A 19337-nucleotide genomic window follows, 5' to 3' on the forward strand; every position below is an offset into this window, starting at 1 on the left:
TATTTTGTGAGTTTAATTTGATGGAATGTCGCCTAGGTTGTGGAGCATGTTGTATCGCTCCAAGTATTACATCTGCTATTCCTGGTATGCCTAATGGTAAGCCTGCTGGCGTACGCTGCATCCAATTAAATGAGCAAGACCTGTGTAAATTATTTGGTCAACCTTCACGCCCTAAGGTATGCCATCAGTTCAAAGCCTGCCCTGTCATTTGTGGTAAAACCGACCAAGAAGCCCTTGATAATTTGATCGAGTTAGAAGCCATTACTTAAGCGTATTTGCCCTTTTCTTTCTCCTATATGCCCAAGATTTCACAAAGTTGCGAAATCTAAACTATCTTGTTGATACTGGTACAGATTAATAAGGATAGTTATGAATAGGTATATCGCAGAAATGTTTGGTACGTTTTGGTTGGTGTTAGGTGGTTGTGGTAGTGCCGTATTAGCCGCAGCTTTTCCCGATGTAGGTATAGGCTTGCTCGGGGTTTCCCTCGCCTTTGGTTTAACAGTGCTCACCATGGCTTTCGCTATTGGTCACATATCCGGCTGTCATCTAAACCCTGCTGTTACTATTGGACTGTGGAGTGGTGGTCGCTTTGACGCCAAAGATGTTGTCCCTTACATCATTGCTCAAGTGCTCGGAGGTATTATTGCCGGCGGTGTATTATTTGTTATTGCTTCTGGCCAAGCTGGTTTTGATGCTGTCTCATCAGGCTTCGCATCGAATGGTTTTGGAGAGCACTCTCCCGGTGGTTACTCACTAACTGCAGCTCTAGTCTGTGAGGTGGTCATGACCATGGTATTCCTATTCGTGATCATGGGAGCAACCGATTCTAAAGCGCCCGCGGGATTTGCACCCATTGCGATTGGTCTCTGTTTAACCCTAATTCACCTTATCAGTATCCCTGTAACCAATACCTCAGTGAACCCCGCTCGAAGTACTGGCGTAGCTGTGTTTGTCGGTGACTGGGCAGTATCACAGTTATGGCTATTCTGGATAGCACCGATTATTGGTGCCGTAATTGGCGCAATGATATACAAAGCGGTGAGAGGATCAGATTAAGCTCTGAAAAAACGTCTAATGTAATAAAAGAAAAAGCCGCTTGGTGATGATTCACCAAGCGGCTTTTTTAGATCTTATGACGACCGAGTAAGGAGTGCGAAAGCGTGGTGCCATCCACCAGCTCTAGCTCACCACCAACGGGAACACCATGAGCGATACGGCTTGCGTTCACTTCATGGGCATTGCATAGCTCAGCAATGTAATGCGCCGTCGCTTCCCCTTCAACTGTTGGGTTAGTCGCTAGGATTACTTCAGAGATATCACCACGGCGTAAACGGTAGTCCAGAACATCGAGACCGATATCACTTGGACCAATACCATCAAGTGGTGAAAGGTGCCCCATAAGCACAAAGTAACGACCAGAATATTGGCCTGTTGCTTCGATAGCTGCAATGTCCGCAGGGCTCTCTACTACACAGATTTGACCATTTTCCTGACGTTTAGGATTGGTACAAATGTGGCAGGTATCTTCTTCAGTAAAAGTACGGCACTCATTACAGTGACCAATTTCGGTCATTGCTTGGCTAAGAGCTTCAGCCAACTGTAGGCCGCCTTTTCTATCGCGCTGTAACAAATGAAAGGCCATACGCTGCGCCGACTTGGGGCCAACCCCAGGTAGACAACGTAAGGCCTCCATCAAATGCTCCAGCATATGACTGGTACGCATATTTAACCGTTCTAATTTTCAAATAACGGTTTACTCAAGATAAACCGCAACTTGAATAAACCTTTAGAATTAGTTTCTTAGAAAGGCATCTTCATACCTGGTGGAAGTTGCATTCCGCCAGTTACGCTAGCCATTTTCTCTTTTTGAGTTTCTTCAACGCGACGAGCCGCATCGTTGAAAGCAGCAGCAATAAGATCTTCAAGCATCTCTTTATCGTCTTCCATTAGGCTTTCATCGATATCAACACGGCGAACGCTGTGGCTACCAGTGATCGTTACTTTTACAAGGCCAGCACCTGACTCACCTGTAACTTCCATATTTGCGATTTCTTCTTGAAGCTTTTGCATGCGCTCTTGCATTTGCTGGGCTTGCTTCATCATGTTGCCCATACCGCCTTTACCAAACATGTTAATACTCTCTGGTCTAATTGGTTTATTAAAATTAATTAAGCTATACGAGCTTAAATGGGGGTTAAAACAGTGTGATTCAACCCCTCGATGTTCAGTTCTCAGATTTGCTTATCTGGGATGATATGCCGGTCACTAAACGAGAAAATGTTCTAGATAGGACGAACGCTGTCTCTGTCGAGTTCAGCGGCAAAACGTCGTTCAATGAACTGTACATTGGCATCGTTTTCTAAAGCAGTAAACGCGTCTTTCAACTTACCTTGATACAATCTTTCTCGTAATTCTAGTGGTGTTTCCCCACCATCACCGATTTCAACGCTCAAATGACACTCTTCTCCAAGCACTGTATTGAGAGACTGCAATAGCTCGCTCTGCGCTCGGTCCGTATTCAAGTGAGCTTGGCTCGCTCTTAACGTTAAAGTGATCGATGTGTCGTTTTTAGCAAACACTGAGTTCAATGCTAACTGTTCAACAAGCTTGGCTGTCTCTAGCTTTTGAATCGTGGCGGACCATTCATCTTGAGCAATCGACTCTTGAAGCAATTTATCGACCATTTCTGGTGTCTTAATATGCTCTAACGCACGCTTGATCTGAGTAGGTGTAAGCTCTTTGCTCACCTCTTTCACTACAGGTTTAGACGGTTTCCAGCGATAAGGTTCATTATCGTTGGTCACATTTTCTGTCGAAGAGGCTGATAAAGAAGCTGGCGACACCCGCTCAGAACTACCGTGTTGCTGAGCAACTCGATCAAGAACTGAAGTTTTAGCTGGTGTCGCTTTAGCCTTTTTTGGCGCCGAACCTTTGTTTTCTGTTGCCGCACTGCCTCTACGTTGAGAACGTAATTGGTGGCGTAAACCACTCACCGGCGAAGTTGCACGCGCTGGCTGCTCTTGCGGAGTAGAAGGTGCTGCGCTTGGCTGTTGAACCGGACTCTGGCTCTGATAATTCGTTTGTTGCTGCTGAGGCTGCTCTGCACCGTAGCTTGGACGCTCATCATAAGCCGGCGGCGCGTCATACTGACTGTGCGGGTAATCCTGTTCTGGATAACCTTGGCTGCCTGCGTGCTCAGCGTAACCTTGCGAATTTGGATACTGCTGCTGTTGTACAGGTTGCTGCATAGTCTGTTGTTGAGACGTCTGTTGTTGCATCTGCGGCTGTCTCGGAGCTGCCGTTGGCACAGGTTGGCTGACAGGTTGGGCAACGCTCTGAGCTTGATTCTGAGCCGGAGCTGCAACAGGGCTTGTCGACTGAGTCGAGATAGCCGTAGCAACCGCTTGTTCAGCCGGTCTAAATGCCAACATGCGTAAAACCACCATCTCAATACCAACGCGAGCGGTTGGCGATAATGGTAAGTCTTCACGACCCTTCAACACGATCTGGTAGTAGAGTTGAATGTCTTGTGGACTTAGCGCTTTACTCAACAGTTCTAGCTTCTCAGCATCCGGCTGTGCTTTATCTAAGGTTGACGGCAGAGCTTGGAACATCGCCAAACGATGCAGTTGAGTCGCAAGCTGATTCAACAAACCATCCCACTCTACGCCATTCTCAGCAAGACTTTGGATACACGCCATCGCTTGTTGTGGCTGCTTACTGCTGATCGCTTCAAGCAAGTGGATAGCTTGGTCGGTATCTAGCGTGCCAAGCATGTGAGCCACGGTGTCTGTCACGACATTGCCGTTACCTAATGCGATAGCTTGGTCCGTAAGGCTTAGCGCATCACGCATACTGCCGTCAGCAGCATGAGCAATCATCCCAAGCGCACGAGACTCAGACGTCACACTCTCTTGTTCAAGAATGTGGTCAAGCTGCTCGTGAATATTATCAACGCTGATCGGCTTAAGATGGAACTGCAGACAACGCGACAAGATAGTCACAGGAAGCTTTTGTGGATCGGTCGTTGCGAGCAAGAATTTCACATACTCAGGCGGCTCTTCTAAGGTTTTTAGAAGCGCGTTAAAACTGTGCCTAGAAAGCATGTGTACTTCATCGATTAGGTAAACCTTGAAGCGACCACGTGCAGGCTTGTACTGAACATTGTCCAGAAGCTCGCGGGTATCTTCTACCTTGGTACGTGAAGCCGCATCAATCTCTAGTAGGTCGACAAAACGGCCTTCATCGATTTCTTTACAGGTTGCACATTCACCACAAGGTGTTGAGGTAATGCCTGTTTCACAGTTGAGTCCCTTAGCAAACAAACGGCCGATGGTCGTTTTACCGACACCTCGCGTACCGCTGAACAGGTATGCGTGGTGCAACCTATTCTGGCTAAGGGCATTCTCTAATGCTGTTAAAACATGGGCTTGACCAACCACTTCTTTGAATTTGGTTGGTCGCCATTTTCGCGCTAACGCAAGATAGCTCATGAATAATTCCGAAAAGGATTAGTGACCGTCGAATTCGCAGATGCTAAACACTTCTAGACCTAAGCCTTGTAAGCGCTTGTCACCACCGATTTCTGGAAGGTTAATAACAAATGCAGCGTGCTCTACCACACCACCAAGCTGACGAATCAACTTTGTTGTTGCTTCAATCGTACCGCCTGTCGCTAGTAAATCATCAACCATCAACACTTTATCGCCTTCGACGATAGCATCAGTATGGATTTCTAGTGTGTCAGTGCCGTACTCAAGCTCATAAGATTGTGCCACAGTTTGACGAGGTAGCTTGCCTGGTTTACGAACAGGAATGAAGCCAACACCTAGCTCAAGTGCCAAAGGCGCACCAAATAGGAAGCCACGAGCTTCAGTACCAACGATCTTAGTAAAGCCCATGCCCTTGTATGTTTCCGCTAGCAGGTCGATAGTCGCTTTGTAAGCCGCAGGATCTTCCATCAAGCTTGTTACGTCACGGAACAAAATACCCGCTTTAGGGTAATCAGGAATGCTTTTGATGCTTGCTTTGATCAGAGAGATTTTTTCTGTGTTCATAATCTTATGCACTTCATTAGGCCGCTTTCCAAACTCTCGTTAACGAATCAACATCAACGCTTGGAGTTAAGGAAAGGTACGGTTGGTATTCATTGCAACGAGAGTCATAACTCTGATTGCTGAAATAATAAACGCCCGCTATACAAGCAGGCACACTGGCTTAATGGTAGTGATTTTCTTTGCTGTCAGCAACCAACTCATGGGTTGGAAGTCGCATAAACCATGTGAGAAGAATAACAAGTACGCAAATTAGGAAAGCTTTGACCCAAATGATAGGGGCAAAGTAGATAGATAACGCAAAACTCAACAAAATAAAGAATACGCCACGCGTTTTAACTTGTTTGGTGACGGCACCGTGTTGATACCAATTGTTCAGCAAGGGGCCCAGCGTTTTGTGCTCATGCATCCATTTATGAACTTTTGGATTGCTTCGCATAAAGCATGCACTAGCAAGAAGGAGAAAAGGAGTGGTTGGCAGAACAGGTAAAACTATTCCTAGAACTGCAAGAAATATACAAAGGCCACCAGCAATATTGAGGCTTAAAACTCGAACGCTAATTGTGGCCTCCTTGAGTCAGCTATCACCAATCGGCGACGACAGCTTAACTAGAATGTTGCGTAACCATTGAATACACGGATCAACGTAAGGGTTGCTGGTAGCAATGGAATCATTAAAAATGCGGCTAAAAATCCTAAAAAGTAGAATACATTAAACGGGTCTTGAAAGTCTTTGTTATCTGCCATGATTGCTTCTTGTTTTTGTTAGTAAAGGTAAGTATCTGGGGAATCAAACCCGCTTTGCTAAATTGGCATTTAACAAAAAAGGCATAGTCACACCATTTGCGCAACTATACCTTAATCAATTATTCACAAAAACCGAGGAAATATAGGGTTAATCAGTAGACCCTTGGTGTATGTCTAAACTAAAACTTGCCGACCCAAGTAGACTCAACGAAAGTTGGCAGCCCTGTTCAATCGGAAGGTCTCGCGTAATAAAATTCTTCTTACAGTTCTCCCCCAAGCGCTCGCCCGCTGCAATATGTTGATTCAACTCACCATTCGACCATTGTCCATCTAAACCCGCAGGTAAAATGGAGATGGTTCCCTCAGCAAGGTCAGCAACACCAAACAGTGCATTCACAGGGGTGGAACATTTAGAGCAACGAATCCCCTTCTCTAAGATCTCCGCAATATCCTTAAGATCAACATTAAAATCTTTTCTGTTTCTTATGTAATCATGGAACAGCGCTCTCACCAACAGTGTTGTCGCGGAGCCACCATTATCAGACGACGATGAATCAACGAGGTAAAAAGCAAACTGTCCGTTCATCATCCACGCGTAATCAAACACAAGTGGCATCATCTCTGTTGATTGCAGTAAACGGTAACTGCAACGCCATGACCCTTGTCGCGTATCTTTCTCTGGAAGCAGTGCATGCAATAAATCTTTTGCAGCGCTTGGGTTATCTTGAAGGTAATTCAGGTGCCAATGCAGTTCTTGGTCTTCAGGGATCTCTCCCCCGTCATCCACACAAAACCATTGACTCGAAAAATCTCTCTGGTCTGAAACGTTATCGAAAGAGTCGGTCAATGTATTCGCAATTGCACTTCCTAAGTGACCGTGATCCTCTAAAGGTTTCGCCAAAAAGTCTTTGATGCCGAATCGCAGTGCTTTCGCAACATCAGACATATCATCCGTGCCAGACACAACGATCATAGGCAGTGATGGGTACTCTAAACTGAGCTCTTCTACAAGCTCGATGCCATCCAGTATCGGCATTGATAAGTCACACACAATTAAATCTGGCGCTGAGTCTCTAAGCTTTTGCAAAGCGTCCAGTCCATTTTCAGCCTCAACCACTTTATAACCAACCTTATCTAGGTACGCACTAGTTATACGGCGAAAAATAGGATCGTCATCAACCAACATTACACATTTCTGGTTAATTACTTCCTGAGCCGAGGTCATTACTGGCTGACTGTGAGTTTTGTACATAATCTATAACCTCACAAAACTAAGTCGAATTATTATTGTTATCTGTTCTAAGAACTAATATAAAACTTAGTAATAAAATGCTAAATACACAAATTTGCACTCTTTACTGGTAATTCGTGACGAGGGTTGGAATACTTGTAAATAGTGCAACGAGTTGACGTAACGCAAACATTGATCTCACTGTTACGTATAAATTAGATGAGATTGTAAACAAATGTGTCTGAATTTATGAAATTAGATGATTTAAACCTCTTTCGACTCGTCGTTGAAAATGGGAGCTACACCGCAACATCGCGCAAGACTATGATTCCGGTTGCGACCATCACACGACGCATCCAAGCCTTAGAAGACTCTTTGAACCTTAGGCTTCTCAATAGACACGCGCGTAAACTTTCTTTAACAGAGGCAGGCGAACGTTTCTTCAATGAATGCTCCCCGTTACTGCAACGTCTCTCTTCGACTGCCGAAGAGCTGACGGATGTCTGTAAAGGTGCTTCCGGTAAGATTCGCATTACGGCGCCTTCAAACCTGACTAAACGCATGATGATGCCAATGTTCAGTGACTTCATGACTCAATACCCTGATATCAATATTGAGCTAATGATGAATAACCAAGCTGATCAGTTGGATCCAACTGAGTGGGATGTGATTTTCCGTGTCGGCCCACAGCGTGATTCAAGCCTAATCGCTCGAAAAATCAGTGAAGTGAAAGATATTCTTATCGCGAGCCCTGAGTACTTAGCGAAGAACCCAGCACCAAGCCATGCTGAAGAACTCGCGAACCATTCGCTACTCAAAGGCTACCCGCTGATTAAATGGCAGCTGAGTAATTCGAATGAAGAGACGGTAGTGAATAGCGAGAAAGGTCGTTTCAACGCGAATGCGCTTAACGTCGTGAGACAAGCTTGCTCAGAAGGTTTAGGTATCACCCTGATGCCTGACGTGATGATCCGTGAATACATTGAAGATGGTAGCTTAGTGCAAGTCTTAGAAGACTGGAGTGCTAACCCTCGCGACATCTACATGCTTTATAACCACAAAGACCATCTACCAGAGAAAGTTAGACTGTTTATTGATTTTGTGATCGCGTACCACATTCACTAGGTTAATCCCCTACTTCACAAACAAAAAAACCAGAGCCGATGCTCTGGTTTTTTATATTCTCGTTACTAACTAAAAGCTAAGCGCCTTCGTTATGCAACTCTAGGTTAGCCAGGTCCTGTTGGATCTCACGCTGAACCTTTGAGTCGTCATTGCGCAAAGAATCTAGGAAATCTAAGTACGCTTGGTCGATATCGCCCGTTACATACTCACCGTTAAATACAGAAGTATCGAAACGTGCAATGTCTTGGTTGCCCATACCTACCGCAGCGATTAAATCTGGTAGCGTTTGGAAAATCAGAGCGTCTGCACCAATCTGCTTACAAATCGTTTCGTTATCACGACCATGAGCAATCAGCTCTGTCGCGCTCGGCATATCAATACCATAAACGTTAGGGAAGCGAACCTCTGGAGCAGCTGAAACCATGAACACTTTGTTTGCGCCAGAATCGCGAGCCATCTCAATGATCTGCTCTGATGTCGTACCACGAACAATAGAGTCATCAACCAATAGAACGTTCTTACCTTTAAATTCAGAGCGGATTGCGTTGAGCTTACGGCGAACCGACTTCTTACGTTGTTGCTGACCAGGCATGATGAACGTGCGGCCAACATAACGGTTTTTTACGAAACCTTGACGGTACGGCTTATTGATCGCTTGAGCTATTCGTAGCGCAATATCGTTTGATGTTTCAGGAATTGGGATAACCACATCAATATCTAAGTCTGCGTACTCTTCCTTAATGCGCTTACCTAGCATCTCACCCATCTCAACGCGTGCGCTGTAAACCGAGATTTTGTCGATGAATGAATCTGGGCGAGCAAAGTATACAAACTCAAAGATACATGGGTTTAGTTGTGGGTTGTCTGCGCATTGCTTAGTGAAAAGCTCACCGTCGAACGTTGCGTAGATAGCTTCACCAGGTGCTACGTCACGCATGAAGTCGAAACCAACAGCATCGAGTGCTACCGATTCAGACGCAACCATGTACTCTGTTTTACCTTGAACTTCACGCTTACCAAGGCACAGCGGACGAATACCATGTGGGTCACGGAATGCAATCATACCGTGGCCGATAATCATCGCAGTTACGGCGTAAGCACCACGAATAGTACGGTGCACATTTGCTACTGCGCGGAAAACGTCATCTGAAGTTACGTTACCTTTCACAGTATCGATCTCATGAGCTAATACGTTCAGTAGAACTTCAGAGTCAGAGGTTGTGTTTACATGACGACGGTCTTTTTCGAATAACTTCTCACGCACTTCGTTTGCGTTTGTCAGGTTACCGTTGTGCGCCAACGTAATGCCAAAAGGAGAGTTTACGTAGAAAGGCTGAGCTTCAGACGCACTTGAACTACCCGCTGTAGGATAACGAACATGGCCAATACCAACTTCGCCTTGTAGGCGCTGCATGTGTTTTGCTTCAAAAACATCTTTTACTAAACCGTTCGCCTTACGCAGACGGAAACGATTGCTTTCTATGGTACAAATACCAGCGGCATCTTGGCCACGATGCTGCAATACCGTTAAAGCGTCATAAATAGACTGGTTTACAGGTGTTGAACCCACGATTCCAACAATACCACACATGTCCTAATCCTCGATTTTTCGACATTAACTGGCGCTAGAGCGCGCCAGATAAGAAACTAGATGTTGCTTGTAAATGCTCGAAGAACGGCGCAATGATTCGACTAAATTCCGGAACCAATTGCGAATTCTTCCACCACTCAGAACTTGGGAATGCAGTAAACGCATCCATGAAAAACAACACTGCAGACACAATCAAAACACCACGTAAGCCACCAAAGACGACACCGAGGATTCTATCTGTACCTGACAGCCCTGTTTTCTGAACTAGCTGGCCGATGACATAGTTAACTAAGGCACCGACAACTAACGTTGCAACAAACAATGCTGCTATCGCCGTTCCGTTTCGAAACATCTCATCTTCGATATTGGTAAAGTACATCGCTAATTTAGCGTAGTACTGGCTAGCAATAAAAAATGCTCCAAACCAAATAACGAGTGACAAGGCTTCTTTAGCGAAACCACGAACTAAACTGATCACGGCAGAGAAGCCGATCACGCCTAAAATGACAAAATCTAACCAATTCATGAATTCTTCATCTTAAGTTGGCGCGCATTTTAACAGAAAAAATGCTGACGCAAACGTTTTCTTATGGATTTAACGGTTTAAATTTGAGCAATTGGCCTTTTGAACCCGTAATTTTTTCTAATTCCTTAATTTGTCGCTCAAGTTTGGATTTAGAGACATCCGGGCCAATAATTACTCGCGTAAAAGTTTTTTCTTGCTTGGTGTGAGCCTGATAACCACGCTTTTGCAGATCCGTAACAACGTTTTTTGCGTTGTCAGCATTCTTCAAAGCCATTAGTTGAATGATCCAAGCGCTGTCTTGGTATTCATTTTTTTCTGGTACCTGCTTCACTACTACTGCCACTTCGTCGGCTTCTTTATTATTGGAAGCCGAAGCGGTTTGCGTATCTGAATTATCAGCAACACCACTTTCAACCACTTGCTCGACCGGAGAGTCCGGTAGCGCGATCTGGTCTTCAACGGGATCGAGTACTTCAAACACTTCAACATTACTATCAAGCTCAGGCTTAATCGGAATGCTTGCAAACTCTTCTTTATAGTGGAGCTTTTTACCATCCAGTACATCGGGTAATACAATCACACCAATAGCCACTAAAATGATGGTGCCGACTAATCGGCTTTGGAATTTACTTGCCATTTAGTTTCCTTTTTTCTGCCAATGCTCCAACACTTCACCCACGGTATGGAAAGAACCGACAACCAGCACAACGTCGTCACCTTTAACAGAAGTTAAAGCTGATTCAAACGCTGCTACAGGGTTTGAATGTTGCTCTACACCTTCCGGCAGGCTTTGACACAATTCATCAGCTGTCGCTGCGCGTGGCCCTTGCAGTGAAGCTGGGTACCAATGAGTTGTGATTGGCGCTAATACTTCCAATGTCGCCGGGATATCTTTGTCGTGAAGCATGGCGACTACAACGTGTAAATTTTTACCTGCATACTTCTTCGTTACTTGCTGTGCAAAGTATTCAGCCGAATGCGGGTTGTGTGCTACATCCAGCACAATCACGGGTTGGTCGCTAATTTGTTGCATGCGCCCAGGAAGCTGAGCGTTCTTCAAACCATTAACCACGTTCACATCGCTAATATCTAACTCTGATGTGCCCAATGCCATCAACGCTGTTGCCGCGTTAGGGAGTGGTAATGTTGGGATAGGAAGTGATTCCAGTTGGAATGCACCGCTATGCCAGTTCCAAGTATCGCCATCAACTGCATAGGTATATTGGATATCGACCTGGTAAAACTCCGCTTTAATATCATCGGCGTGCGCAGCAACCGTCGCTGGCGGCTTAGGTTGACCACAGATAGCCGGCTTACCGCTACGATAAATACCCGCTTTCTCAAAACCAATCACATTGATGTCATCACCTAGCCAGTCAACATGGTCGACAGCCAGACTCGTAATCACTGAAACATCATGTTCAACAATATTGGTCGCATCTAAACGCCCGCCTAAACCAACCTCTAATAACACAACATCAACCGCTTCGGTTTGAAATGCGCGTAACGCCGCTAAAGTGCCATATTCGAAAAAGCTAAGGCTGATTTCACCACGTTCTTTCTCAATGAAATCAAAAGACTGAACCATCTTTTCATCAGATAGATCTTGGCCGTTGATACGAACACGTTCGTTATAACGAATTAAGTGAGGGGAGCTATAAACACCAACAGAATAACCAGCGTCCAATAGAATAGCTTCCATCAGTGCACATGTTGAGCCTTTGCCATTGGTTCCGGCAACAGTAATAACATGTTGAGCAGGTTTGGTGAGGTTTGCCTTAGAGGCGACGGCCTGAACTCGGTCTAATCCAAGATCAATAGCGCTTGTATGGATGTTTGATAAATAATCAAGCCACATCTCCAAAGAGGATGTGGCTTGAGGAATAGGTTGTTGACTCATCTAACTCATAACCATAATTAAGTTGGTTTGTTAGAAGGTACTTTACCCTTTTTCTGGCGCTTCTGGTACTTCATAAGTAGCTTCATTCGGTGAATCGTTCACAGAAACTACTAATGGTGAAGGCTGGTTGGTCATTTTAGCAACAAGGCTTGCAACACGCTGACGCATCTCACGACGGTCAACGATCATGTCGATAGCACCGTGTTCTAGTAGGAACTCACTGCGTTGGAAACCTTCAGGAAGATCTTCGCGTACAGTTTGCTCTATTACACGACGTCCAGCAAAACCGATAAGCGCTTTTGGCTCACCAATGTTGATATCGCCAAGCATTGCCAAACTTGCAGAAACACCACCCATTGTTGGGTCAGTCATTACAGAGATAAACGGCAGGCCTTTCGCAGATAAACGCTCAAGAGCAGCACTGGTTTTTGCCATTTGCATTAGAGACATAAGCGCCTCTTGCATACGTGCACCACCACTTGCAGAGAAACAAACCAAACCACAGTTGTTCTCGATCGCAGCATCTACCGCTTTCACGAAACGAGCACCAACAACAGAACCCATTGAGCCGCCCATGAATGAGAATTCAAAAGCACACGCTACGATAGGTAAACCAAGTAGTTCGCCTTTCATTGCAACCAATGCGTCTGTTTCACCACTGTTCTTTTGAGCAGCAGAGATACGTTCTTTGTAACGCTTAGAGTCTTTAAACTTCAGCTTGTCTTGTGGCTCAAGATCAGCACCTAGTTCAACACGCTCACCTTTGTCTAGGAATGTATCCAGACGGCGACGTGCTTTCATGCGCATGTGATGGTCACATTTTGGACATACTTCTAGGTTACGCTCTAGTTCAGCATGGTACAAAACCTGCTCACAAGAAGTACATTTGGTCCAAACACCCTCAGGGATAGACGCTTTACGAGATGTTACGATGTTGCTTTTTTCTAAAATCTTTTCAAGCCAACTCATGGAAGACCTTTTTGTTTCGATTCTTCCGCTTGATTGCGAAAGAAATAAATTTGGGAATTATGCGTGGGAATTAAAGCACATAAAACAGCGACTGTAGATAAAAAACTGGTTGTACCTATTTTCTGGCACTATCTTACGCACTAAACCGTAATAATTTTTGAACCTAAGTCTCACATTTAGTTCAAATTATCCGGCAAAAATAGAGGACCAATTGGCTCTCGTGGTAGCCCAAAATGTTCAGGATAATCAACATCCACCAGATATAAGCCTTCTGCTTTTGCAGTTGCGCCGGCTACTTTTCGGTCTTTAGCTTCTAAAAGCCACTGAATCCACTCTGGTTTCTGCTCTCCTTTACCTACGGCAATCAGGCTACCAGTAATATTCCTCACCATGTGGTGAACAAACGCATTCGCTTTAATATCGATCACTATGTAGTGTCCATGACGAGTCACGTTCAGGTGAATCAAGTTTCTCCATGGGCTACGAGATTGACAATGTGTTGCCCTGAACGAAGTAAAGTCATTCTCACCGAGTAAGTACTGACCCGCTTCATGCATTTTTTTCTCATCAAGATGACCATGATAATGGCTCACTCCTGAATTCAAAATGCCAGGACGTAGGGCATGGTTAAAGATAATGTATCGGTAACGGCGTGCAGTAGCAGAGAAACGAGCATGGAAATCCTCATTCACTTCTGTCGCCCAACGAACCGCAATATCTTTTGGCATGTTGGCATTCGCGCCCATTGTCCATGCCACCATTTTACGATCGACATTAGTTTCAAAGTGAACGACTTGTCCCGTACCGTGAACACCGGCATCTGTACGGCCTGCGCACATAACTTCTACAGGGTGATTCGCGACAACTGAAAGAGCCTTTTCCAATTCTTCTTGGACACTTTTCACGTCTCGTTGGCGCTGCCAACCAAAGTAGTGGGTACCGTTGTATTCAATACCTAAAGCAATTTTCATGTTCTTGTTCTCTTTGAAAATGGGCGAGAAGTATATACGGAAATCAGTGCTAGCCCAAATAGGATGGGGCTAAAACTTCAATAAACCATCAGCATCGACCTAGATGATGCTTCTGGAAACCAAACAAAACAGCAGCGCTCTGTATCGCCAAAAAATAAAGGGCAGCTAATGCTACCCTTTGTGGTTTGTTAATTTATCGGCCATTTAATGTATCGATAAGGTTTTTTGCCTCTCGACGAATATCATCACTGCCGTCAACTATTGCCTCTTCTAGAAGCTTAATTGCACCCTGCGAGTCACTCATCTCGATGTAGATTTTGGCTAAATCGAGCTTACCCGCAGCTTCTGCATTGCTGTCGACATCATAATTGCCAATATCACCGATAACATCAGGGAATTCATTTAGGCCAACATCCAGTTTGAGCTCTTCATCATCTGGATTAATGACCTCTTCACCTTCTTGCTCGACTTGAGCCATCAGTTCATCAATCGTCATGTATTGTTTATCACGACTGTTGCCTGATTCGGTCAGGTTGTCTTGTTTAGCCCAATTCTCTTCTTTGATCTTCGGTTCAGCTTGCTGTTCAACCGACGCCCAAATCTCTTGTTGGTCATCAGGAACATCATTGTGCATGTTCGATTGTTGCTCTGGCGCTAAGTTAAAGCCTTTCCAGTCTTCGCCGCCAACTTCAAGCATGGCGTCAATATCCAGCCCAGCACTGTCAATCGATGTTGCATCCAATGGCTTATCAAACATGTTGTCGACAGAATCTTGAACATCTTCAGAAAGCAACTCAGCCAATGCTGTCTCATCAAAATCATCAAAGCCTTCTAGTGGCTCATCTTGAACGGCTGTAGGCATTGGTTTTGGCTCTGAAGCCGCGCTCAGTGATTCTTCTGGCTGTGCAAAACTAGCCAACTCAGAGTCTTCTGAATTCGAGAAATCATCAGCTTGACTAAAGCTCTGAGGGTTTGAGAACAAATCATGCAACGCATCTTGCTCTTCGCCTTGCGGGCTGAAAGCAGTCAGTGGTGCAGGTTTCTCTGCAAATGCATCGGAGATCGCTTCGTCTTCACCGTATTCCGGCAAATCAAACTCATCGAATTCTACGCCTTCGTCTTCCGCTACCGGCTCAGCATTGCTTTGCTCAATATCATCTAAAACAGAGTCCGCTTTTGCGCTTTCTTCATCGTACTCAGGAAGATCAAGGTCATCGAACTCGAATTTCTCGGTGTCAGGCGCTAAATCTTGCTCTAACTGCGCTTCATCCGGTTCACTGACTACTTCTGCTAACGCGTCTTCTTCACCAAACTCAGGAAGCTCAAAGTCATCAAACGAGAACTCTTCTTCGCTTTCTGGTTTCGCAGTTTCAGCCTGTGGCTCAGTATCTAGTTGAGGCTCAGCGGTTGGTTGCGATTCAGCACTTGGTTGAGAATCAATAACTGGCGTGACTGGCTCTGGTGTTGATTCAGCATCTGCTTCTGCCAGTGCGTCTTCTTCGCCAAACTCCGGCAACTCAAAATCATCAAACGAAAACTCTTCGTCGTCTTGCCCCTGCGCTTCAACTTGGGCTTCAGTTTGAGGTTCAACACTTGCTTGAGCATCAATAGCAGGCGTTACTGGTTCTGCTGTTGATTCAGCGTCAGCTTCTGCCAGTGCGTCTTCTTCACCAAACTCTGGCAATTCGAAGTCATCAAACGAGAACTCATCTTCGCTTTCTTGCTCCGCTGTTTCTGCTTGTGGTGCAGCAGCTTCCGCTAGTGCGTCTTCTTCACCAAACTCAGGTAACTCAAAGTCATCAAACGAGAATTCATCTTCGCTTTCTTGTTCTGCCACTTCCGCTTGTGGTGTAGCTTCAACTTGCGGTTCAGCGTCTAGCTGAGGTTCAACAACGGATGTTACTGGCTCTGGTGTTACGTCAGTTTCTGTTAATGCTTCTGGCTCAGACGTCTCACCCTCAATCAGCCAATCGTCATCTTGTGGTACGCCGAATTCATTTGGAATAATTTCTGGCATATTTGCAGCACGAACTGGCTCTGGCTCTGGCTCTGGCTCTGGCTCTGGCTCTGGCTCTGGCTCTGGCTCTGGCAGGGATTCAACGACATCTTCAAACTGATCGCTACCTTGAATTTTCGGCTCAAAGTCAAAATCAGACTCAATGTTCGCTGGAGACTCAACATCGTCGATCGCTTCTGCTAACCAATCTTCAACCGTATCTTCTTCATCATCCGAGATATCACTCAATGACGCCGGTGACGTTTGGTTTTCAAAGCTAGGCGCGATTTCTTCGTGAGTGTCTTGTCTATCTGTTGTTTTAGGCTCAAGCGCTTCTTGTTCTAACTCAGCGAAAGCGGGTTCTTCAAAATCAGAATTCTCAGATAACAGCGAGTCGATATCCAGTTCGTTATCTTTAACAGGCAGTTCTGTTTCTTCCGGTAATGAATCTAAAACATCCGAACTTGGTGTTTGTTTAGGTTCAGAAGACTTTTCGTTTGGCTCTTGAACAGGCTCTTCAGTCGCTTCCAATACACCACTGTCGCCAGACGTCATTAACTCATCAATCAACGCTTCGTCTGTTGTTTCTAGCGAATCATCAAGCAGAGCATCTGTTGCTGGAGCTACACCAAATAGGTCATCGATGAAGTCATCACGATTAAAGGCTTCATCGTTTTGTGGCTTAACATCATCGCTTTCTGGTTCAAGTTCTGAGCTGTCTTGCGTCTGTTCTGAATCTAATGACTCATCGTTAATTTGCTCAGGTTGTGATGTTTCACTAACGTTCTCAGCTTGCTCTGGTTCAACCTCAGAAGGCTCTAACGGTAATTGAGTAGTCTCAACGTCTGAGTTTTTAATAGGTTCATCGCTGGCGTTGTCAAAATCAAAGGCCGCGTCTAACTCTTTATCAAACGTATGCTCTTCTGATTCAAGCTCGTCTTCAATGCCACTTGTTAGTAGATCATCAAACGGGTCTAAAGATTCCGTGTCCTTCTCGCTCGCTTCATCTGTTGATGCATCATCAGCTAACAATTCACTATCAAGGAAATCATCAAGCAAATCGGTACTATCAGCATCGAGTTCGAAGTCATCATCGTCAGAATCACCGATAAGCTCATCTAAGGTTTCCGTGCTATCTTCCGCAATGTTTAACTCATCGTCTGTTGATAGGCCAGAAAGCTCTTCAAGCTCAGACAGAGCATCAAAGCCAAGAGGTTCGCTTTCAGACTCATCATCCGAATCGTCCCCTAGCATCTCATCAAGAAGGTCTGTCGAATTACTTAGGTCGACATCATCGCCTGCCAATTGCTCATCAAGCAGATCAACGCTGTCTTGAACGTCTTCGTCTACGATTGGCTTATCGAACTGAGACAAAATGTTTTCGATATCATCATCAGATGCCAAACCACTGTTTAAGTCTTTGGTAACTTCATCATCGCTATCAAGATTGAAAGGGTCGTTTTGATCATTTTGAGCGGCTACCTGAGCAAAGATGTCATCAATATCGTCTTCTACACTTGGCTCCGCAGGTTGTGGAGCCTGCTGTTCAGAGATCAGAGCATCGATATCAAATTCGTCATTGCTCAAGTCAGCAGGCTTCGCATCGCTTTGTTGCTCTGAGATAAGCGCATCAATGTCAAAATCATCGCTTGCAGGTTTTTCTGTGCTAGAAGGCGAACCACTTTGCTCTTCCGAAATCAGAGCATCAATATCGAAGCTGTCATCATCTTCGTCATCAAGAGCAAACAGATCATCTAATAGAGATTGGTCTAGCTCGTTGGAACCGAGATCTTCAGTTTCAGACTCTTGAGATAGCAAAGCTTCAATGTCATCAGCAGACATTGCGTTATCATCAGAAAGATCAAAATCGACATCATCCGTATCGATGGCGCTTTCCGCTGTTTTGTCTAATGCGCGCTCCATCTCTTCAAGACCAAGTGCCTTCTCTTCGCCATTGACACTGATGCCATTGCTACTGTCTAAGTCTAGATCGTCGAAATTCGTGTCTAAATCACCGTTTTCGCCGATGCTGGCAAACGGGTCATCGTCTTCACCATCGAGATTAAAGTCGAGATCAGACTCATCGAGACCGGCAAAGACATCGTCTTCTTCAGCTAGCGCTTGATCATCAAACAACTTGTTGGCGTCATCTTCCGTACCAAACAAATCATCATCTAAAGACAGCTCGTTAAGATCGTCCATCTCGTCGCCCAGTGTAATAGGCGCAACGGTGCTTGGTTCTGGCTGAATCGGTTGTTCTTGAGCGGTTTGCTGCTGCTCATCATTTTTAGAACGACGGCCTAACAGCATCACAATGATCAAACCCAGTAACAGACCCGGGATAATCGCAAGAGCCGCGACTAACCAACCATTCGATAACAGTTCATCCATGGCACTTGGTGCCATTTTTTCAATTTCAGCGTTCTTTCTGCGCTCTTCATCAAGCAGCTTCTCTACTTCACTACGAATGCGATCTTCATCACTGAGCTCTGTTTTTAGCTCATCAACTTCCAATTGAACATTCGATAACATCAAGCGAAGTTGGTGATTTTTCTCTTCAAGTGACAAGAGTTCCGTTTCTGAAAGCTCCAGCTGTTTCTCTAACTTGTTCATCTCTAAGGTTGGAGCGGATTGAGCTTGAGAAGATTGAGTTGGAGACAATGTTTTTTTTGCGGTTTCAGCAGTAGTTATTTGTTTGGTAGGTGTCGCACTTTTCGAATCTGAACTCGACGCTTTTGGTTTTGAAGCGACAGGCTTACTCGCAGGAGCATCAAGCTTAGCAAGGTGCGAGTTCATGATGTTGATTGCTTGTTGCGTTGAGCTTGCACGAGCTTGCTCTAAAGAAGGCACACGTAAATTACTAGCAGGCAGCAGGCTATGAATATTCTGGTTTTCAAACGCTTGTGGGTTTAAGCGATAAATAGCCAACAGGGTTTGTTGGACTGAAACGGAGTTATCAGGGCGTAACTTTGAGGCAATAGACCACAATGTTTCTGAGCCGCGAGTTGGACCATAGAAACGTGAAGGCTCAGCGCTATTTGACTGCGCTCTTTGAAGAGGTTCTGAAAACGTAGGCGCTGATTGTATCTGGCCATTAGGCCCTACAACTCGAATGGAATCTGCACGAACAACGGAAATCTGAGTCGCAATGATAAAGGCAAAAGGCATTAACCACGGCTTGAAAATTTGAAACATAAAAGGCTCAGCTAGGTGCTTAAATTCGG

Annotated in this window: 17 protein-coding genes; 3 read left to right on the forward strand and 14 right to left on the reverse strand. The window is 45.1% G+C overall.

The features are described 5' to 3' along the window. Positions 1–20: 20 nt before the first annotated feature. Both BCT34_RS14775 and aqpZ read left to right on the forward strand, forming a co-directional pair. A complete protein-coding gene (locus BCT34_RS14775; protein WP_017059389.1) occupies positions 21–269 on the forward strand; it encodes a YkgJ family cysteine cluster protein in 249 nt (82 codons plus the stop codon). Between the two features lie 100 nt (positions 270–369). Continuing rightward, entirely contained in the window at positions 370–1059 is a 690-nt protein-coding gene (gene aqpZ, locus BCT34_RS14780) for an aquaporin Z (protein ID WP_076653656.1), read from the forward strand. A gap of 67 nt (positions 1060–1126) precedes the next feature. Here the strand turns inward: aqpZ and recR are convergent, their stop codons facing one another. The 7 genes from recR to BCT34_RS14810 all read right to left on the reverse strand — a co-directional run bounded on the left by recR (position 1127) and on the right by BCT34_RS14810 (position 7056). After that, positions 1127–1726, reverse strand: coding sequence for a recombination mediator RecR (recR, locus tag BCT34_RS14785; RefSeq protein ID WP_019823189.1), 600 nt, complete (start codon positions 1724–1726; stop codon positions 1127–1129). A gap of 77 nt (positions 1727–1803) precedes the next feature. Further along, complete coding sequence (locus tag BCT34_RS14790) at positions 1804–2133, reverse strand: YbaB/EbfC family nucleoid-associated protein (RefSeq protein WP_017062338.1); 330 nt, start codon at positions 2131–2133, stop codon at positions 1804–1806. Positions 2134–2285: 152 nt separating this feature from the next. Continuing rightward, positions 2286–4496, reverse strand: coding sequence for a DNA polymerase III subunit gamma/tau (dnaX, locus tag BCT34_RS14795; protein WP_076653659.1), 2211 nt, complete (start codon positions 4494–4496; stop codon positions 2286–2288). 18 nt (positions 4497–4514) lie between these two features. Beyond that, positions 4515–5060 (reverse strand): adenine phosphoribosyltransferase, encoded by a 546-nt coding sequence (gene apt, locus BCT34_RS14800; RefSeq protein WP_076653662.1) that lies wholly within the window; start codon positions 5058–5060, stop codon positions 4515–4517. A gap of 160 nt (positions 5061–5220) precedes the next feature. Beyond that, complete coding sequence (locus BCT34_RS14805; protein WP_029225617.1) at positions 5221–5592, reverse strand: YbaN family protein; 372 nt, start codon at positions 5590–5592, stop codon at positions 5221–5223. A gap of 74 nt (positions 5593–5666) precedes the next feature. Then, positions 5667–5804 (reverse strand): hypothetical protein, encoded by a 138-nt coding sequence (locus BCT34_RS24460; protein ID WP_017067606.1) that lies wholly within the window; start codon positions 5802–5804, stop codon positions 5667–5669. Positions 5805–5952: 148 nt separating this feature from the next. Next, on the reverse strand, positions 5953–7056 hold the full coding sequence (locus tag BCT34_RS14810) for a response regulator (protein ID WP_076653664.1): 1104 nt from the start codon (positions 7054–7056) through the stop codon (positions 5953–5955). A gap of 228 nt (positions 7057–7284) precedes the next feature. On the opposite strand from BCT34_RS14810, the gene BCT34_RS14815 reads away from it, so the two are divergent. Then, positions 7285–8160, forward strand: coding sequence for a LysR family transcriptional regulator (locus tag BCT34_RS14815; protein ID WP_060982248.1), 876 nt, complete (start codon positions 7285–7287; stop codon positions 8158–8160). 76 nt (positions 8161–8236) lie between these two features. Here the strand turns inward: BCT34_RS14815 and purF are convergent, their stop codons facing one another. From purF to BCT34_RS14855, 7 genes are all read right to left on the reverse strand, one after another. Further along, entirely contained in the window at positions 8237–9751 is a 1515-nt protein-coding gene (purF, locus tag BCT34_RS14820) for an amidophosphoribosyltransferase (protein WP_076653667.1), read from the reverse strand. A 34-nt stretch (positions 9752–9785) separates the two neighbouring features. After that, entirely contained in the window at positions 9786–10277 is a 492-nt protein-coding gene (locus BCT34_RS14825) for a CvpA family protein (RefSeq protein ID WP_009848678.1), read from the reverse strand. A gap of 61 nt (positions 10278–10338) precedes the next feature. Beyond that, positions 10339–10914 (reverse strand): SPOR domain-containing protein, encoded by a 576-nt coding sequence (locus BCT34_RS14830; protein WP_076653670.1) that lies wholly within the window; start codon positions 10912–10914, stop codon positions 10339–10341. Beyond that, on the reverse strand, positions 10915–12177 hold the full coding sequence (folC, locus tag BCT34_RS14835) for a bifunctional tetrahydrofolate synthase/dihydrofolate synthase (protein WP_076653672.1): 1263 nt from the start codon (positions 12175–12177) through the stop codon (positions 10915–10917). A 42-nt stretch (positions 12178–12219) separates the two neighbouring features. After that, complete coding sequence (accD, locus tag BCT34_RS14840) at positions 12220–13146, reverse strand: acetyl-CoA carboxylase, carboxyltransferase subunit beta (protein WP_076653675.1); 927 nt, start codon at positions 13144–13146, stop codon at positions 12220–12222. Positions 13147–13322: 176 nt separating this feature from the next. After that, positions 13323–14117: a tRNA pseudouridine(38-40) synthase TruA gene (gene truA, locus BCT34_RS14850; RefSeq protein ID WP_076653678.1), complete on the reverse strand. Its 795-nt coding sequence runs from the start codon at positions 14115–14117 to the stop codon at positions 13323–13325. 193 nt (positions 14118–14310) lie between these two features. After that, positions 14311–19308 carry a FimV/HubP family polar landmark protein gene (locus BCT34_RS14855; RefSeq protein ID WP_102305859.1) on the reverse strand — a complete coding sequence of 1666 codons (4998 nt, stop codon included), beginning with the start codon at positions 19306–19308 and terminating at the stop codon, positions 14311–14313. Positions 19309–19337 lie beyond the last annotated feature (29 nt).

It is taken from the genome of Vibrio sp. 10N.261.45.E2 (genome assembly GCF_002875705.1).
In the GTDB taxonomy this organism is placed as follows: domain Bacteria; phylum Pseudomonadota; class Gammaproteobacteria; order Enterobacterales; family Vibrionaceae; genus Vibrio.

Coding starts and splice junctions, on each gene's coding strand:
- BCT34_RS14855 (WP_102305859.1), bottom strand. CDS start 19,308: ATGTTTCAAATTTTCAAGCCGTGGTTAATGCCTTTTGCCTTTATCATT.
- BCT34_RS14790 (WP_017062338.1), bottom strand. CDS start 2,133: ATGTTTGGTAAAGGCGGTATGGGCAACATGATGAAGCAAGCCCAGCAA.
- BCT34_RS14775 (WP_017059389.1), top strand. CDS start 21: ATGGAATGTCGCCTAGGTTGTGGAGCATGTTGTATCGCTCCAAGTATT.
- apt (WP_076653662.1), bottom strand. CDS start 5,060: ATGAACACAGAAAAAATCTCTCTGATCAAAGCAAGCATCAAAAGCATT.
- truA (WP_076653678.1), bottom strand. CDS start 14,117: ATGAAAATTGCTTTAGGTATTGAATACAACGGTACCCACTACTTTGGT.
- BCT34_RS14810 (WP_076653664.1), bottom strand. CDS start 7,056: ATGTACAAAACTCACAGTCAGCCAGTAATGACCTCGGCTCAGGAAGTA.
- folC (WP_076653672.1), bottom strand. CDS start 12,177: ATGAGTCAACAACCTATTCCTCAAGCCACATCCTCTTTGGAGATGTGG.
- accD (WP_076653675.1), bottom strand. CDS start 13,146: ATGAGTTGGCTTGAAAAGATTTTAGAAAAAAGCAACATCGTAACATCT.
- BCT34_RS24460 (WP_017067606.1), bottom strand. CDS start 5,804: ATGGCAGATAACAAAGACTTTCAAGACCCGTTTAATGTATTCTACTTT.
- BCT34_RS14825 (WP_009848678.1), bottom strand. CDS start 10,277: ATGAATTGGTTAGATTTTGTCATTTTAGGCGTGATCGGCTTCTCTGCC.
- dnaX (WP_076653659.1), bottom strand. CDS start 4,496: ATGAGCTATCTTGCGTTAGCGCGAAAATGGCGACCAACCAAATTCAAA.
- recR (WP_019823189.1), bottom strand. CDS start 1,726: ATGCGTACCAGTCATATGCTGGAGCATTTGATGGAGGCCTTACGTTGT.
- BCT34_RS14815 (WP_060982248.1), top strand. CDS start 7,285: ATGAAATTAGATGATTTAAACCTCTTTCGACTCGTCGTTGAAAATGGG.
- BCT34_RS14830 (WP_076653670.1), bottom strand. CDS start 10,914: ATGGCAAGTAAATTCCAAAGCCGATTAGTCGGCACCATCATTTTAGTG.
- aqpZ (WP_076653656.1), top strand. CDS start 370: ATGAATAGGTATATCGCAGAAATGTTTGGTACGTTTTGGTTGGTGTTA.
- purF (WP_076653667.1), bottom strand. CDS start 9,751: ATGTGTGGTATTGTTGGAATCGTGGGTTCAACACCTGTAAACCAGTCT.